This window comes from Vibrio sp. 1069 (assembly GCF_033340555.1).
The window spans coordinates 64,349-84,687 of sequence record NZ_JAWOWP010000009.1; the positions used below are offsets into that span (position 1 = coordinate 64,349).

Below are 20,339 nucleotides of genomic sequence, written 5' to 3' on the forward strand. Positions count from 1 at the left end.
CAGGATTCAGAGCGTTGTCATTGATTCGGGGTCAAGGAAAACAACGCAGCGTAATAGTCAGCTCTTTCCAAGTTGTTTGACACAGAAACCGAGTCAATGACACGCTCCCGAAGGGCGAGCTGTCTTGGTTTGTATACTTTGTTGTCGATTCTTGATTTAGACCCACTAGATCTTTAAATCGCCGCCGCGTCTACAAACCAAGCCATTCTCGCTGAACCTAACATCTCGAGGTTACTTGGGTATAAACTAGCTAAGAATACTTTTTTCAATTTCCAAGTTTTTTTCTAGAGCTCATAGAAAGAAGCCCAACAAAAAAGCCATGCAAAGTAGGCTCTGCATGGCTTTGGTTTGGGCAGCAATGACACTGCCCTCGTCTAGGACTGGTTACATTGAGCTTTGATCGAAATCGTTGCCTTGGTCAGTACCCGTTTGAGTATCCGAGTCGAAGCTGCCAGAGTCATCCGTGAAGTCAACACCTTGATCTTGACCTCCTGCACTTGTCCAGTCGCTGCCGCCAGATTCCATACCCGCCATATCTGGTTGCTGATCTTGAGCAGAACCTTGCATGGTGTATTGATCATCGACTTCAACTTCAACTGTGCCACTCGCACCTTCTACTGCGCTGCCCAATTCGTCGTAACCTTGGAATTGGATTTCGCTCGTACCTTCGTAACCTTCTGGTAGGTCAACTGATACTGGTTGGTTGAGGTTGCCACTTAATGTGAAGCTACCATCGCCATTATCCAGTGCGTTGCTTACCGATGCACCATCAGGTAGACCGGACATTTCTGCATAATCCACCGATTCGTTACCACTGACCTCATCTGGAACCGAGATAGAAATAGTATCGCCTGGTGCTGCAGTCACATCAGCTGCGCTCTCCTCTTCACTGTCTGCACCGTTTGCTGCTTGCTCTTCAGGCTGTTGCGCTTCGCCGACTTGCTGCTCTGATGATGCTTGAGCAGTTTGGATTTGTGGCTCGTCGCTTTGCGCTGAATCGTCCGCAACTTGGATGCTCAGATTCTGAGTCGATACTTCACCGTTATCGTTGACCTGAACATCCATAGCCAAATTGCCATCGAAGTCATCGTTCGGCCAGTATGTCCACTCTTCATCACCTGATTTCGCAAAGAAACCAGCATCGTTTGCATCGGCGACATCCAACACTTCTGCAGAAGGGCTAATGCCAAGCTCATCAATCAGCTGCGCTTCCGTTAGTGTTAGTGAACCATCATCAGCCAGTGCGTAGCCTTCGCTGGTTGTGGTTTCACCTTCACCTTGGATGTCGACATTAAAGAAGCTCTCAATGCGGTTTTCACCGTCACTTGCAATGAAGCCAACTTGAACATCTCCGGTGTAGCCTTCTGCTGGTGTGAATTGGTAGTTACCTTGGTTATCGGTCTCTATCACACCTTGACCTTCCATTAGGCTCACTGACTCAATGCTCAAGCTGTCGCCTTCTGCATCGCTCAAGGTCGATAGCATGTCATCACTGGTGAACGACAAGGTGCCATCCGCTGCCATTTCTGTGGTAGAAATGCTGTCAATTTCTGGAGAAGCATTCTCTTGTGGTGCGTCTTCTTTCACGACCACGCCTGTTTGCTCATCATGAAGCACACCGTCTTTATCAATCACGTACGCGATATCCGCTTCACCAGTAAAGCCTGGTGCTGGATTGAATGTCCATGTGCCATCACCGTTATCGACTATCTCACCTTGGCTGCGATCAGCTAGATGAACGAATTTCACTTCATCACCCGCGTCAGCGTCTACGTTTTCTGCCAATCCGATTAGGTCATCAGCGGTTAGGATAACGGGTTCACCCGCTAGGGTTTCGAAGTCACCTGAATCGATACCATCTTCGAACTCTTCTGGCTCGTCACCATAATCCACCGTTGTTGCGGTCACGGTTACGAAGAACTCGCCATTAAAGTCAGCCGGAGGCGTCATTTGCAAGTCTGAAATATCCCACTCGTTCAAGTCGATGTATTGACCCGGTTCCGTAATGGTAATGGTGTTCACACCATCCGTAACTTCGAAGCCAACAGGGAAACCAGTCATCACTAGGTTACTTAGCGTTTCTGAATCGTCGATTAGACCGACATTCAAGCCTAGGTGACCCGTTTCGTCCTCACCGAAGACTAATGGACCATCATGGTCGGTTGTGATGACCGCGCCATCCGCAACAGGGCGAACAAACACTGGTACATCAAGTACTGTTTCAAACTCACCGTCACTTACCACAACTTGCAAGTCAGAAACCCCTGCAAAATCGCCAGTCGGTGTAAATGTCCAAGTACCATCACCGTTGTCTGTTACCTCACCACCATCTTCACCTTCTGCGGTGATAATGCGTGATACGACTAGGTTTTCAGTATCGATATCGCCGAACAAGTTCATCAGGTCGCCAGCGTCGAAGGTGAATGCGCCATCTTCGTCGGTTGCCATAAAGGCATTACCCACATTGAATGGAGCATCGTTGACTGGAATAACATCCACATTCAACGAGCCTTCAACCACTTCTTCACCATCCGTCGCGGTGTAGCCCAGTTCCACCAAACCATTAAAGTCTTGAGTGGTCACCAAGTGGTACATACCATCTGGTTGCTGAGTTAATGTCGCGCTTGCAGGAGCACGAACCGTGATGCTTTCTACGCTGATTTCGTCACCATCAAAATCCGTAACTTGATCAGCGATGTAAGCTGGGTCAATCACCATGACCACATCTTCTTCGCCTTGCATCTGGATGGTTGGCGCTTCTGGTGCATCGTTAACCGCTTCGACGTTTAGATTGCCTTCAACCGGCGTAACTAAATCACCATCGCTGACGCCGAACGACATTGGCACATCACCATTGAAGTTCTCTGCCGGAGTGAATGACCAAGTGCCATCACCGTTGTCTAGCAAGTCACCGTATTGCTCATCAATCACTAGGTCGACAGCAGACAGTTCATCGTAGGTGTTATCGATGTCTGTCGCGTTAGCAAGCAACATGTCCTGCGTGATAAGAATGGTGGTATCTTCGGTGCCAGCAATATTCACTGGCGTTGATTGCGGCGCATCGTTAACTGGGTTCACCGTTAGGTCAACGCCCACTTCCACGCTCGCACCATCGTTATCAATCAAGTCGAAGCTTAGGTCGATATCGTCATTGAAGTTCGCATCAGGCGTAATCGTAAAGCTACCATCTTGGTTCTCAACAACGGTTGCATTGGCAACCGCGGTTAAGTTCACCGCTTCTAGATTATCGCTGTCTACGTCACCCGCTTGAGCCAGTAACTGCTCTTGACTCAATGTGATTGAACCGTCTTCATCGACGCTGTATGCCAAATCGCCAGATACCGGAGCATCGTTGACTGGCAATACATCAATGTTCGCGTTGGTTGTCGCAGTTGCACCGTCTTCATCAGCCACTACTACGTCTAGGCTTACACCACCGTTGAAGTTTTCATTTGGTGCGAAGCTATAAGTGCCATCGTCATTCGCCGTTAGAATGCCGTCGCTACCACTGTAAGAGACGCTTTCTAGGCTCACGTCACCTTCCACATCGCTTGACTGCGCTAGCAGTTGCTCTTCCGTGAAGATAATGACTTCGTCTTCATTGACAGAGTAACTTGTCGCACCTGCGATTGGTGGATCGTTCACCTCAAGAACGGTAATACCCGCAGTGGTTGAGTCTGTCGCACCCTCTTCATCGACAACTACAACATCTAGGCTGACTTCACCATTGAAGTTCTCGTTTGGCGAGAAGGTGTAAGTACCATCTCCATTGTCTTGGAACACGCCATCTGCGCCACTGTAGCTGACACTATCAATCGCGACTTCGCCTTCAATATCTGACGAGTTCGCTAATAATTGCTCATCGCTGATAGTGATCGAGTTGTCTTCGTGTACGGTGTAAGACGTGCTACCTGCCACCGGTGGATCGTTCTCTGGCGTCACGCTTACATCGATATTCGCCGTCACGGTATCTGTGCCATCGGAAACATCGAAGGTAAAGTTCACGTCGCCATTGAAGTTCTCGTTTGGCGCGAAGCTGTAAGTGCCGTCACCATTGTCGGTTAGGACACCATCAGCACCTGTGTAGGTCACACCTTCTACCGATAGGTCATCGCCATCGATATCCGTTGCGCCATCAAGCAGATCTTCATCAGTGAACAACAAGACGCCATCTTCGCCAATGGTGAACGCTTGATCTTCTGGCTGTGGTAGGTCGTTAACTGGATTAACCGTTAGATCTGCCGTCGCGACCAAGGTGTCAGAACCATCACTGACATCAAACGTGATATCAATGTCACCATTGAAGTTCGCATCAGGCGTAATGGTGAAGCTGCCATCGTCGTTAGCAGTCACTGTCGCATTACCATCCACAAGCAAGTTTTCAGCAACAAGGTCATCGCCGTCCACATCGCTCGCTTGAGACAACAATTGCTCTTGGCTCAATGTAATGGTGTTATCTTCATCTACGTTGTAAGCCAAGTTACCCGATACTGGTGCGTCGTTGATTGGCAATACATCAACAGTGATATAGGTGTCGACTTCTGCGCCATCTTCATCACGAATAGTCACGTCCAACGACACTTGGCCATTGAAGTTCTCATTCGGTGCGAAGCTACAAGTGCCATCGCCATTTACTGAGAAGATGCCATCTGGACCGTCGTAGCTGATGCTTACAAGCTCAACATCCCCTTCGACATCCGAAGCATTCAGAAGCACTTGTGATTCACTGAACGTTAGAACTTGGTCTTCATCGATGGTGTACGCAGTTGGACCTGCGATTGGCGGATCGTTCACCTCAAGTACCGTGATACCTGCGGTAGTTGAATCCGTCGCGCCATCTTCGTCGATTACAACAACATCTAGGCTCACTTCGCCATTGAAGTTCTCGTTTGGCGAGAAGGTGTACGTGCCATCACCGTTGATTTCCAGCACACCATCGTTACCGCTGTAGCTCACGCTATCAATCGATACATCGCCTTCAATATCCGATGAGTTCGCTAGTAGCTGTTCATCACTGATGGTGATCGAGTTATCTTCATGCACTGTGTAAGACGTGCTGCCCGCAACCGGTGGATCGTTCTCTGGCGTCACACTCACATCGATATTCGCGGTCACGGTGTCCGTGCCATCGGAAACATCGAAGGTAAAGTTTACGTCGCCATTGAAGTTTTCGTTTGGAGCGAAGCTGTATGTGCCATCGCCATTGTCAGTTAGGACACCGTCCGCGCCAGTGTATGTGACACCTTCTACCGATAGGTCATCGCCATCGATATCGGTTGCACCATCAAGCAGGTCTTGATCAGTGAAGGTCAACACGCCATCTTCACCAATGGTGAACGCTTGATCTTCCGGCTGCGGCAAGTCATTAACTGGGTTAACCGTTAGGTCCGCCGTTGCAACAATAGTATCGCTGCCATCGTTGATATCGAACGTGATATCAATGTCGCCATTGAAGTTCGCGTCAGGCGTAATGGTAAAGCTACCATCGTCATTAGCCGTAACCATCGCATCACCGTCAACCACTAGGTTAGAAGCGGTTAGTGCATCACCTTCTACATCCGTTGCTTGTGCCAACAATTGTTCTTGGCTTAGGGTGATTGAGTTGTCTTCGTCGACACTGTAAGCCAAGTCACCCGATACCGGAGCATCATTGATTGGCAGAACATCAATGTTTGCCGTCGTCGAAGCGGTCGCACCATCTTCATCCACGACTACAACATCAAGATTCACTTCACCATTGAAGTTTTGGTTTGGTGCAAAGCTAAACGTACCATCACCATTGTCGGTAAAGATACCGTCGGAGCCGCTGTAGCTGACACTATCAATCGCCACCTCACCTTCAACATCAGAAGCATTCGCCAATAGCTGCTCAGAGCTAATGGTGATGACTTCGTCTTCGTTAACGGAGTAGCTAGTCGCGCCTGCGATTGGTGGGTCGTTCACCTCAAGAACAGTAATGCCAGCGGTAGTTGAATCCGTCGCCCCGTCTTCATCGACTACGACAACATCTAGGCTGACTTCACCATTGAAGTTCTCGTTTGGAGAGAAGGTGTACGTACCATCACCATTGTCTTGGAAGACGCCATCGTTGCCACTGTAAGTCACACTACTGATGTCTACGTCGCCTTCAATATCCGACGAATTAGCCAGTAGTTGCTCGTCACTGATGGTGATCGAGTTGTCTTCATGTACGGTGTAAGACGTGCTGCCCGCCACAGGTGGATCGTTCTCCGGCGTCACACTCACATCAATGTTGGCAGAGGTCGTATCCGTACCGTCTGACACATCGAAAGTGAAGTTCACATCACCATTGAAGTTCTCGTTTGGAGCAAAGCTGTAGGTCCCATCACCGTTATCGGTTAGGACACCGTCTGCACCTGTGTAAGTCACGCCTTCAACTGTTAGGTTGTCACCTTCTACATCCGTCGCGCCTGTTAACAAGTCTGCGTCTGTGAAGGTAAGAAGACCGTCCTCACCAACGGTGAACGCTTGATCTTGTGGCTCTGGTGCGTCATTGACTGGTGTTACTGTTAAGTCAAGACCAGCCGCAACCACTTCTTCGCCATCCGTGACATCGTAACTAAACTCAATATCGCCGTAGAAGTTCTCGCTCGGAGTGATGGTGAAGCTGCCATCCTCGTTCATTTCAACCGTTGCATTTTCATCATTGGTGCTCAGGTTGATTGCACTTAAGTCATCGCCATCGATATCAACAGCGTGCTCCAGTAACTGCTCTTGAGTTAGCGTAATGCTGTTGTCTTCGGCAGTGACTGCAGTGATGTCACCCGTTACTTCTGGTGCATCATTGGTTGGCGAGATATGAATTGTCACATCTTGCGTCGCTGTCGCCGTTGTACCGGTATCCACATCCGTAGAGGTTGCATTCACGGTTAGCGTCACATCGCCATTGAAGTCCGCAGAAGGAATAAACTCTAGCCCTTCTAGCTCGCCTGGTTGTAGTGACCAAGTACCATCACCATTATCAACACCCGCTGATAGCGAGCTGCCTTCTGGCACATCTTCAATCAAGATAGCGAGGTTTTCTGAACCATCGGTATCGGTTAACGCTGCATCGATATCAAGCGGCACTGGTGTATCTTCGGTACCAATGATTTGGTAATCCGCGTCCGCTACCGTGATTTCGATGTTGTCGATACCAAATGATTCATCCCAAACGTCTTGATTCAAGGTTGAACCGAAGCCGAGTTGCAGTTCGCCATCCTCGACAGGAACCGTCAGATTGATTTGGTGAGCTTGGTCGTTCCAACCACTGAAGCCTTCACGTTGAGAGGCTCCGTGGATCACTTCACCCACTTCGTTACCGTCTGAGTCGTAAAGCGTTGTCGTGCCATCTTGAGTACGGAACGCTGAGTTCTCTAACGTCGTTAGCTGTTCGCCGCCGACAAAGATTTGGAACGACTCGCCATCCCAAGAATCGATTTCGTAGAAGCTAAACGAGATGTTCACTTCGTTGACATCGCTTGGGATCTCGTAGGTTTTGCTGACCGCTTCATCACCACCAGTGCCACCAATACGACCCAGCATGTCGCCCGTTTCGAAGCCTTGTGAGCTCTCAGTGTTCGCGTTCCAACCGTTCGAGCCAGACTCGAAGTTATCAGACGCAATCACCAAGTCTGAAGCAATAGACAGCTCTGGCATATCGACCACAGATTGAACATCAATGTTCGCTTCTGCTGGCACGGTTGCGCTGCCATCGTTGACATCAAACGTCACGTTAACGTTGCCATCGAAGTTTTCATTCGGAGCGAAGGTGTACGTGCCGTCACCGTTATCAACCAAAGTACCGCTGTCAGAAGCAACGTTTTCAACCGTTAGGTTATCACCATCGATATCACCTGCATTTTGCAGCAGTTGCTCTTCGGTGAAGGTGAAGCTGGTGTCTTCTTGCGTAACAAACTGTGGCTGACCAACCGTTGGCAAGTCATTCACTGGGTTCACAGTCAGATCGGCAGTGGCTTGAATGGTCGCATCGCCGTCCGTAATGTCGAAGCTCAGATCAATGTCGCCATTGAAGTCTGCATCCGGCGTGATAGTGAAGCTACCATCATCGTTCGCAACAACGGTCGCATTGCCGTCAGCAGTGAGGTTCGCTGCGGTTAGGTCATCGCCATCCACATCGCCCGCTTGTGCAAGAAGCTGCTCTTGGCTGAGAGTGATAGAACCATCTTCATCCACGCTGTAAGCCAAATCACCTGATACTGGAGCATCATTGATTGGCAATACATCGATGCTTGCATTGGTTGACGCAGTTGCACCGTCTTCATCAACAACGACAACATCAAGACTGACGTCACCGTTGAAGTTAGCGTTTGGTGCGAAGCTGAATGTACCGTCGCCGTTGTCAGTAAAGATACCGTCGGAGCCGCTGTAGCTTACGCTATCAATCGCGACGTCACCTTCAACGTCAGAAGCATTCGCCAATAGCTGCTCAGAGCTAATGGTGATGACTTCGTCTTCGTTGACTGAGTAGCTAGTTGCACCGGCAATTGGTGGATCGTTTACCTCAAGTACTGTAATACCCGCGGTGGTTGAATCCGTTGCACCGTCTTCGTCTACCACAACAACATCTAGGCTGACTTCACCATTGAAGTTCTCGTTTGGCGAGAAGGTGTAAGTACCATCACCATTGTCTTGGAACACGCCATCTGCGCCGCTGTAGCTCACGCTGTCGATTGCTACTTCGCCTTCTACGTCAGATGAGTTAGCCAATAGTTGTTCGTTACTGATGGTGATCGAATTATCTTCATGCACCGTGTAAGACGTGCTGCCCGCAACCGGTGGATCGTTCTCTGGCGTCACGCTTACGTCGATATTTGCGGTCACGGTATCCGTACCGTCAGAAACATCGAAGGTAAAGTTTACGTCGCCATTGAAGTTCTCGTTTGGCGCGAAGCTGTAAGTGCCATCACCATTGTCGGTTAGAACACCATCAGCGCCTGTGTAGCTCACGCCTTCAACCGATAGGTCATCGCCATCGATATCTGTTGCGCCATCAAGCAGATCTTCATCAGTGAACAACAAGACGCCATCTTCACCAATGGTGAACGCTTGATCTTCTGGCTGTGGTAGGTCGTTAACTGGATTAACCGTCAGGTCAGCTGTTGCAACAATAGCGTCGGTGCCGTCGTTGATGTCGAACGTGATATCAATGTCGCCATTGAAATTCGCATCTGGCGTGATAGTGAAGCTACCATCGTCGTTTGCCGTGACCGTTGCATCACCGTCAACCACTAGGTTAGTCGCGGTTAGCGCGTCGCCTTCTACATCCGATGCTTGAGCAAGAAGCTGCTCTTGGCTAAGCGTAATTGAATTGTCTTCATCGACACTGTAAGCCAAGTTGCCCGATACTGGCGCATCGTTGATTGGCAATACATCGATGTTTGCGTTAGTTGCCGCAGTTGCACCGTCTTCATCAACAACCACAACATCTAGGCTCACATCGCCATCAAAGTTGGCGTTTGGTGCGAAGCTGAATGTGCCGTCACCGTTGTCAGTAAAGATACCGTCGGAACCGCTGTAGCTGACGCTATCAATCGCAACTTCACCTTCAACGTCAGAAGCGTTCACCAATAACTGCTCAGAGCTAATAATGATGACTTCGTCTTCGTTCACTGAGTAGCTGGTCGCGCCTGCGATTGGTGGATCGTTCACCTCAAGTACCGTGATACCTGCGGTGGTTGAATCCGTCGCACCGTCTTCATCGACCACGACAACATCTAGACTCACTTCACCATTGAAGTTCTCGTTTGGCGAGAAGGTGTACGTACCGTCACCATTGTCTTGGAACACACCATCTGTGCCGCTGTAGCTAACGCTATCAATCGATACATCACCTTCAATATCCGATGAGTTCGCTAGTAGCTGTTCATCACTGATGGTGATCGAGTTGTCTTCATGCACAGTGTAAGAGGTGCTGCCCGCAACCGGTGGATCGTTCTCTGGCGTCACACTCACATCGATATTCGCGGTCACGGTGTCCGTGCCATCGGAAACATCGAAGGTAAAGTTCACGTCGCCATTGAAGTTCTCATTCGGTGCGAAGCTATAGGTACCATCTCCATTGTCAGTTAGGACACCATCTGCGCCTGTGTAAGTGACACCTTCTACCGATAGGTCATCGCCATCGATGTCCGTTGCACCATCCAACAGGTCTTGATCAGTGAAGGTCAACACACCATCTTCACCAATGGTGAACGCTTGATCTTGTGGCTGCGGCAAATCATTAACTGGGTTAACGGTTAGGTCCGCCGTTGCAACAATAGTGTCGCTGCCGTCGTTGATATCGAACGTGATATCAATGTCGCCATTAAAGTTCGCATCTGGCGTGATAGTGAAGCTACCATCGTCGTTTGCCGTAACCGTTGCATCACCGTCAACCACTAGGTTAGACGCAGTCAGCGCATCACCTTCTACATCCGATGCTTGAGCAAGTAGCTGCTCTTGGCTTAGCGTAATTGAATTGTCTTCATCAACGCTGTACGCCAAGTTACCAGATACAGGTGCATCATTGATTGGTAAGACATCGACTGTGATGTAAGTATCAACCTCTGCGCCATCTTCATCGCGAATGGTCACATCCAACTGTACTTGACCGTTGAAGTTTTCATTCGGTGCAAAGCTACAAGTACCATCACCGTTTACTGAGAAGATGCCATCTGGACCGTCGTAGCTGATGCCTACTAGCTCAACATCCCCTTCAACATCCGAAGCATTCAGTAGCACTTGCGATTCACTGAAGGTTAGAACTTGGTCTTCATCGATAGTGTATGCGGTAGGACCTGCGATTGGTGGGTCATTTACCTCAATCACAGTAATGCCTGCAGTGGTCGAGTCCGTTGCACCATCTTCATCGACAACGACAACATCTAGGCTCACCTCGCCGCTGAAATTTTCGTTTGGTGAGAAGGTGTACGTACCATCACCGTTGATTTCCAGCACGCCATCGTTACCGCTGTAGCTCACGCTATCAATCGCCACTTCGCCTTCTATATCAGACGAGTTAGCCAACAGCTGTTCGTTACTAATGGTAATCGAATTGTCTTCATGAACGGTGTAAGCCGTGCTGCCTGCAACCGGTGGATCGTTCTCCGGCGTCACGCTTACGTCGATATTCGCCGTCACGGTATCCGTGCCATCGGAAACATCGAAAGTGAAGTTCACGTCGCCATTAAAGTTCTCGTTTGGTGCGAAGCTATATGTGCCATCACCATTGTCAGTAAGAACACCGTCCGCGCCTGTGTAAGTGACGCCCTCAACAGATAAGTCATCCCCTTCAATATCGGTAGCGCCTGTTAGGAGATCCGCATCAGTAAAGGTCAGCACACCATCTTCACCAATGGTGAACGCTTGATCTTGTGGTTCAGGCGCATCGTTAACTGGTGACACCAATAACTCAAGGTTGGTTGAGACAACATCATCGCCGTCAGACACATCGAACGTAAAGGTGATGTCACCATTAAAGTCCGCATCTGGCGTTAAGGTGTAAGTACCGTCACCATTGTCTGTGATGGTGATGTTTTCATCATCCGTTGCCAAGTTCAGTGCTGTCAGTTGGTCTCCATCCAAGTCACGCGCATTAGCGAGCAAATCTTCTTGCGTGATTAGGATTGAACCATCTTCTTCAACCACAGCAGAAACAGGCAATGCTTCAGGCGTATGTTCAATGTGAGCACCCGTTGCATTGACGTAGATGGTTTGAGAAACGGTTTCAGAATCATTATTTGATAGCTCTGTCGCCGTTGCCGTTACATTGATTTCTAGCTGTTGGTTAAAGTCTTCTGGCAATTGAATCTGTAGCTCTTGTTCAATTGCTGTGGTTGGAAGCGTTACAGAACCATCTGGACCGACTGTTACTTCACCGCTGTAGATCTGGCTGTTCACTTCACCTACATCAATGGTGAAGTTGAAGTCACTATAATCGGCATCGCCGCCACCGTAGAGATCTTCAAAGCCGTAAACCAGTTCACCGTCTTCGTTCACAGTAGTTCGAGTATGTTCAATGCCATCTTGGTTGAGCTCTGAGCTTGTGCCGCCATGGAAGACTGCATCACCAAATTGGCTTTGAATCACGGTTTCAGAACCATCAGCACCCACAAACACGAGTTGTGGGTCGACCGTATCCATGTTCGCAGGAGAGCCATCTGCCGCACGGAACTCATACTGACCATCTTGCATGGACGCAAAGTCATTGAAGTTATGACCGTTAGGAATCAAGAATAGGTTGAAGCTTTCCCCTTCCGAGATTTGGAAGCTGAACTGATCTTGTCCCGGAATGAGGTCACCGCCTCCGCCAACTTGAGAGGCGTTTTCGTACACCACTTCAACGCCCGTGATATTGCCGTCTTCATCAACTTTGTAATAGCCAGCTGCGTTTTGGTAACCCGCGGTTTCACCTTCAAAGGTAACCGTGATTTCAGTATCGTTAAAACTGGTGATACCGTTGTCTTGATCGTTAAGTACCCCTTCGTTGTCGTAGCTGATCACCGAACCTTCTGGAACGCCATCAACGGTCACAGTCAGCGTTTCTGACAAGTCTTGGTCAACCAATGCTGCGGCGATGTTCACTTCAACAATACCGCCTGGCTCAACCAAGATTGCTTGATCATCCACATTTCGACCATCGCCATCAGTGATGACTAGGTCTGGCGCATCTGCCACGGCTTCGATATGGACATTAATGTCTTGCTCAACTTCATCAGTACCGTCAGAAACCGTAAAGCTGAACTGCAAGTCACCACTGAAGTGCTCTTCTGGTACGAAGCTAAATGTACCGTCACCGTTGTCCGTTACAGTACCTTCATCACCCGAGTAATTAATGCTGGTAACAGTGAGGTCATCACCATCAATATCAATCGCACCACTTAGCAGATCTTCTTGCGTGAACAGGATGCTGCCATCCTCTTCAATGTGGTACATGCCAGGCGCAACAATTGGAATGTCATTGACTGGGTTCACCGTCAATGTCATTTCATTGGCAACACTCAATTCACCGTCGCTTACTTCATAAGTAAACTCTATGTCTCCATTGAAATGTTGTGAAGGCGTAACGGTAAAGGTGCCGTCACCGTTATCCACGATAGAGGCATTAGGATCATTGGTTTCTAATGCCGTTGCGTACAGGTCATCACCATCTTGATCGCTGGCGTTTTCAAGCAGCATTTCTTGTGTCACGAGGATAGATCCATCCTCGTCCACGTCTGCCACGATTGGCGCTGCTTCTGGTGCGTCGTTGACGAACTCAACTTTCAAGTCGATGTTTGCCGCCACCACATCGGTGCCATCGCTCACATCAAACGTGAGGTCAACATTACCAAAGAAGCCCTGCTCTGGCGTTAATGTGTAAGTGCCATCGCCATTGTCTGTCACTTGAACCGTGTCGCTTAAACTCGTCACGTTAACAACAGACAGGTCATCGCCTTCGATGTCCGTCGCTTGAGCCAGCAGCTCTGCTTCAGTAATCGTGATAGCTTCACCGTCTTCTGTGGTGAAGGACAAATCAGGCACATCTGGCAGGTCGTTCACTGGGTTAACGGTGAGGTTTAGATCCGCAGCGACGGTTTCAATCGCGTCAGTTACGTCATAAGTAAATTCGATTTCACCAAAGAAGTTTTCGCTCGGTGTAATCGTAAAGCTACCATCAGCGTTCTCAACGATAGTTGCATTAGGATCGTTGGTCGATAGGTTCACCGCTTCAAGGTTGTCACCATCCACGTCCGTCGCGTTCGCTAACAAGTCTTCTTGAGTGATGGTAATTGAGCCATCTTCATCAACGACCGCATCAACTGGACCGCTAACCTCTGGACCTTCGTTGACGATCTCAACATCGATCTTCGCAGTGCTTGGTGCACTTGCTTGACCATCGCTGATGTCGAAGGTCAAGTTCACTTCACCGTAGAAGTTCGAAGTTGGCTCGAAGGTAAAGGTGTTGTCGCCGTTATCTGTCAACGTACCTTGTGACTGGTCAACAAGCAGTAGATTCTCGATATGCAGAATGTCGCCATCCACATCAGTCGCACCTGATAACAGGTCTTTTGCTTCGATGATGATGGTGCCGTTTTCTAGCATTTGAGTATGCAGCGGTGCACCAGGGACTGGCACATCGTTGACCGGAATAACGGTCAGATCTAAATGGGTATCGACTTCATCGGTGCCATCGAAGACTTTGTAATCGATGTCGACTTCACCATTGAAGTTTTCATTCGGCATAAAGGTGTAAGTGCCGTCGCCATTGTCGACAAGCTCACCGTTATCACCGCTGTAAGAGATATCAGAGATAGACAGCGCATCGCCTTCCACGTCACTTGCATTGGCAAGCAAATCATCCGCGCTAAACGTAATGCCCACATCCTCATCAGTCGACAACACAATCGGACCAGAAACGATTGGCGCATCGTTTACTGCTTCGAAGTTGATGTTGATGATGTTGTCGTCAGTGAGTTCACCATCCGTAACTTGGTAACCCAGCTCAATCTCACCGTAGAAGTTCTCATCTGGTGTGACTGTCCATGTACCATCGCCGTTGTCGGTTAACGTAGCGTGCTCCGCGTTGTCCCCCACCAGCTCAAGGTTTTGAATATCAAGAACGTCACTATCGATATCACTCGCTTGTGCTAAAAGCTGCTCTTCTGTAATTACCACAGAGGCAAACTGCGTAGAACCTTCGGTATCAATGGTCACATTTGGCAGGTCAGCGGTCAGTTCGATTTCACTGTCACCTTCACGGATATTAAGCTCTACCGTTTCCGTGATTTCCGTGCCGTCCACGCCAATAGATGTGAACACCGCTTCATCATGACAAGTTTGCGAAACCGTCATGTTTTGAACCACGTAAGTACCGTTACCTTGAATCGTACCTAGCTCAAAGTAAGACACCGGCTCGTTCACCGTTAGAGTGTAATCCGTCTCATAGCTACCACGATCTTCTTTGTGGTAAGTCATCGAGTCGATCAAGTCACCATCGGAGTTGAATGCGCGAATTTCGACTTCGGTAAAGTGGCGAGACTCTTCCATAAACCAGCCGCCTAGACCATCTAGGTGGAAGCTGATTTCGTTGATATCTTGACCTTCAACGGTCACAGTTAGTTTTTCATCACCGCTCAAGCCTTGACGGTCAGTATCACCAATACCGTGACCGATGTGTGTTTTACCATTCCACGCACCGAGTGGGTCATCATTACTTTGAACGGTAACTTTCAAATCACCATCAACAAACTCACGTGTGTAAGGGTCAACAGCAGTACCCCAATCATCGAGGCTAGCGTTGTCGTCAAAGGTACCAATTTGACTCGTATGCGTACCGTTCGCCAATGCATCATCATTTGGAATGAAGCGCACTTCCGTGTCTGCAGGAACCTCCTGCCCGACTTCTAGCTGTACCCATTCGTCATTTAGATTCGCTTCAATGATGCCGTTTTCAGGGGCTTGGTCGAGACGTAAAGCAGGCTCTTCACGCAGAGAAACACCCACTGTTTGGTCTTCTTCCGCTTGAATAAAGATCTCGTCGCCCGCTTCTGGCGCATCGTTGACAGGATTAACGGTCAGATCCAACGTGGTCAGAACATCATTTTCGCCATCGCTGATGTTGTAAGTAAAGTCCAACTCACCGTTAAAGTTTTCGGTGTGCGTAATGGTAAAAGAACCATCGTCATTGGCTACGATCGTCGCATCCGGGTCATTGGTTTGTAGATTGCTGGCAACAAGGTCATCACCTTCAATGTCTGTCGCATTCGCAAGCAATTGTTCTTGCGTGATGGTGATGGCGTTATCTTCATCCACCTCCGCTTGAATGCCTGACGTTTCTGGTGCGTCGTTCACCGCGATAACATCGATGCCTGCGGTTGTTGTATCCGTTGCACCATCTTGGTCGATAACCGTAACGTCGAGAGAAATGTTACCGTCAAAGTTCTCATTTGGCGTGAAGGTATATGTGCCGTCGCCATTGTCCACGAAGCTACCGTCGTTACCAGAGTAGCTAACATTCGCCAAGGCTACATCGCCTTCCACATCAGAAGAGTTAGCTAACAACTGCTCGTCACTAATGGTGATTTGACCGTCTTCTTGAACCGTGTAAGACGTAGAACCGGCAACCGGTGGATCGTTCACTGGTGTCACGCTGACATCAATGAATGCTGGTGTTGAACCTGTGCCGTCAGACACATCGAATGTGAACTGAACATCACCGTTGAAGTTCTCATTCGGCGCGAAACTATAAGTGCCATCACCATTGTCGGTAAGTACACCATCCGCACCTGTGTAGAGAACGTTTTCGATAGACAGATCATCGCCATCAATATCCGATGCACCTTCCAATAGGTCTGCATCCGTGAACAGCAAGGTGCCATCTTCTTCTACCGTGAACTGTTGATCTTGCGCTTGTGGCAAGTCATTCACAGGATTAACCGTAATATCCAGACCAACTTGTACCGAGCCGCCATCGTTATCAATGATATCGAAGGTCAGATCTAGGTCACCGTTGTAGTTTTCATCTGGTGTGATGGTGTAGCTGCCATCATCGTTGTATTGAATTGTCGCGTTGTCATCTGTCGATAGATTGATGGCTTCAAGGTTCTCGCTATCAATATCGCCCGCTTTGGCAAGCAGTTGCTCTTGGCTTAGCGTAATTGAGCTGTCTTCGTTGATGGTGTAAGCCAAATCACCCGATACTGGTGGATCGTTGATTGGCAATACGTCGACATTGATGTGCGTATCAACGGTTGCCCCATTCTCATCTTGAATGGTCACATCCAACTGAACTTGACCATTGAAGTTCTCGTTTGGCGCAAAACTACAAGTACCATCGCCATTGACGGTAAAGATACCATCCGAGCCTTCATAGCTGATGCCAACAAGCTCTACATCACCCTCGATATCAGATGCGTTGGCAAGAATTTGTGACTCACTGAATGTCAGTACTGAATCTTCATCAATCGTGTAAGACGTTGGACCGGCAACTGGAGGGTCATTCACTTCAATGACGGTAATGCCTGCGGTCGTTTCGTCAATCGCTCCTTGCTCATCCGCCACAATCACATCAAGGCTGATGTCACCACTGAAGTTCTCATTCGGCATGAAGGTGTAAGTGCCGTCACCGTTGTCTTGGAATACGCCATCGGTGCCTGAATAGGTCACGCTATCGATGGACACTGCACCTTCCACATCTGAAGAGTTAGCCAGAAGCTGCTCGTCGGAAATGGTAATCGCGTTGTCTTCATCAACCGTGTAAGACGTTGAACCCGCAACCGGAGGATCGTTCACTGGAGTGACGCTCACGTCCACGTTGGCTGGTACGGTCTCAGTACCGTCAGAAACACCAAAGCTAAAGCTGACATCGCCGTTGAAGTTTTCATTTGGTGCAAAGGTGTAAGTACCATCACCGTGGTCAGTCAGCACACCATCGCTGCCTGTGTAGCTAATGCCATCAACCGTTAAGTTATCGCCATCGATGTCGGTCGCGCCAGCAAGCAAGTCTGCATCGGTAAACTGAAGCGTGCCATCTTCTTCAACACTGAACTGCTGGTCTTGAGGAACAGGAAGATCGTTAACTGGATTAACCGTTAGATCCGCCGTTGCTTGGATAGTGTCTGTGCCATCTGTAATGTTGAATTGGATATCAATGTCACCATTAAAGTCCGCATCTGGTGTAATCGTGAAGCTGCCATCATCGTTCGCTGTGACGGTTGCGTTTCCATCTACAGTCAAATCGCTAGCAGTCAGGTCATCGCCCTCAATATCAGACGCTTGAGAAAGAAGCTGCTCTTGGCTGAGCGTAATTGCACCGTCTTCATCAACGCTGTAAGCCAAATCACCCGATACTGGCGCATCATTGATTGGCAATACATTCACATTGATGACGGTATCAACTTCTGCTCCATCTTCATCTCGAATGGTCACATCAAGTTGAACTTGCCCGTTAAAGTTCTCGTTTGGCGCGAAGCTGCACGTGCCATCATCGTTAACGGTGAAAATGCCATCCGGACCATCGTAGCTAATGCCAACAAGCTCTACATCGCCTTCCACATCAGAGGCATTCAACAGCACTTGCGACTCACTAAAGGTCAGAACAGAATCTTCATCAATGGTGTAAGAAGTTGGTCCTGCGACTGGTGGATCGTTCACTTCCAGCACCGTAATGCCAGCAGTGGTGACATCCGTTGCGCCTTCTTCATCAGCGACGACAACATCAAGCGTCACTTCACCATTAAAGTTTTCATTTGGAGAGAAGGTGTACGTACCGTCGCCATTGATTTGCAACACACCATCGCTGCCAGAGTAGCTCACGCTATCAATCGAGACATCCCCTTCTAGATCCGAAGAATTTGCCAACAGTTGCGCGTCAGAAATGGTAATAGAGTTGTCTTCGTGAACCGTGTAAGACGTTGAACCAGCCACCGGAGGATCATTCACCGGCGTGACGCTCACATCTACATTCGCTGAAACCGTATCTGTGCCATCAGATACGTCGAAGCTGAAGTTCACATCGCCATTGAAGTTCTCATTTGGCGCAAAGCTATATGTGCCATCTCCATTGTCAGTTAGAACGCCGTCGGTGCCTTCATAGCTGATTCCCGTTACAGAAAGGTCATCGCCTTCAATGTCGGTAGCACCTGCAAGCAGATCTGCATCAGTAAATTGAAGAGTGCCGTCCTCTTCCACACTGAATTGTTGGTCTTGAGGAACAGGCAGATCGTTGATTGGATTAACGGTTAGGTCAGCGGTTGCTTGAACGGTATTCGTGCCATCTGAGATATCGAAGCTGATGTCGATATCACCATTGAAATCTGCGTCCGGCGTGATGGTGAAGCTACCATCGTCATTTTGAGTCACCGTCGCATTGCCATCTACCGAAAGGTTAGAAGCCGTCAGTGCATCGCCTTCCACATCGGAAGCTTGCGACAACAACTGTTCTTGACTCAAACGAATCGAGCCATCTTCGTCCACCGAGTAAGCAAGATTGCCAGACACTGGCGCATCATCGACTGGCGTAACACTGACATCAATGTTGGCAGAAACCGTATCCGTACCGTCGGACACATCAAAGCTGAAGTTTACGTCACCATTGAAGTTTTCATTTGGCGCAAAAGTGTAAGTCCCATTACCGTTGTCGGTCAGGATGCCGTCACCACCGTCGTAGCTTACGCCCTCAACTGTTAGGTTATCGCCTTCAATATCCGTTGCGCCAGTAAGCAGGTCAGCATCGGTGAAGATCAGCGTACCATCCTCTTCAATCTCAAAGGTTTTATCTTCAGGCACTGGTGCGTCATTGATTGGACGAACAGTTAAATCAATCGAGCTAGAAATGGTTTCTTGACCATCACTGATATCAAACGTTAAGCCGAGTTCACCATTAAAATCAGTATCAGGTGTGACGGTATAAGTGCCATCACCATTATCCACAACGGATGCATTAGCACCCACTTGCACGTTGAATGCGGCAAGATCATCGCCATCAACATCACTCGCGTACCCGAGAAGTTGTTCTTGCGTGAAGGTAATGGTGCCATCTTCATCCATGATGTATGCCAGATCTTGCCCTACTTCTGGCGCGTCATTTTCACCTTCGACTTTAATTTGGAACGTTTCGCTCGTAGTTTCGGAGTCGAAATCGTCTTCTACTTGCGTCGTGGTTTCTTCGCTGGTGTCTTGTACATCCACCGCGAAGCTCTCTTCAGTGGTTTCTGAATCTAGCTCGTCACCACCTTGAGAACCTTCAGAGTCTGAAGAAGCACTTGGCGCAGATGAAGTTTGTACCGCTTGTCCTTGCGCTTCATTGCCTTCTGCGTCCGAACCACCTTCAGAGCCAGAGGCATCACCACCACCGACCGCTTGGGCACCCGCCCCAGAATCCGAACCACCGCTGCCCAGAGCCTCGTCACCTGATTCTCCGCTAGAAGCTACACTATCAACAACATTGGATTGTGCAGCGTCAGAGTCGCTGCTACTTTCAGTATCCTCTTCTTGAACTGCGCCACCCGAGCTCACTGCTTCTTCTTCCGTACCCGCGCCACTAGGATTTTCTTCCATCGCACGATTGGCTTCATCAACAGCATCTGCGCTTTCAGCACCGGTCGCTACAGTCGAAGAGACGGTCGACTGCTGTTTTTCTTCTTTTGTCCCCGTATCCTTCGTTTCTGTTTGCTCTACCGCATCGTTAAGCTTTTCATTGTCTTTTTCTTGATTAGTGTCGCCTGCCATTACAGCCTCCGTTGCTTTTAGCTAACTGATCGTATTTAGAGGCAGTAAAGGACACCATTTTTAGAAACCAACTTTTTTATACAACTTTTTTCATACCTTTCGAGTTCCATAAAAACAAAAAAATTTGA

The 20,339-nt window shown here is 48.9% G+C and carries 1 protein-coding gene; it reads right to left on the reverse strand.

The features are described from left to right. Positions 1-384 precede the first annotated feature (384 nt). Positions 385-20,211 carry a tandem-95 repeat protein gene (locus R7040_RS14735; RefSeq protein ID WP_318096894.1) on the reverse strand — a complete coding sequence of 6,609 codons (19,827 nt, stop codon included), beginning with the start codon at positions 20,209-20,211 and terminating at the stop codon, positions 385-387. Positions 20,212-20,339 lie beyond the last annotated feature (128 nt).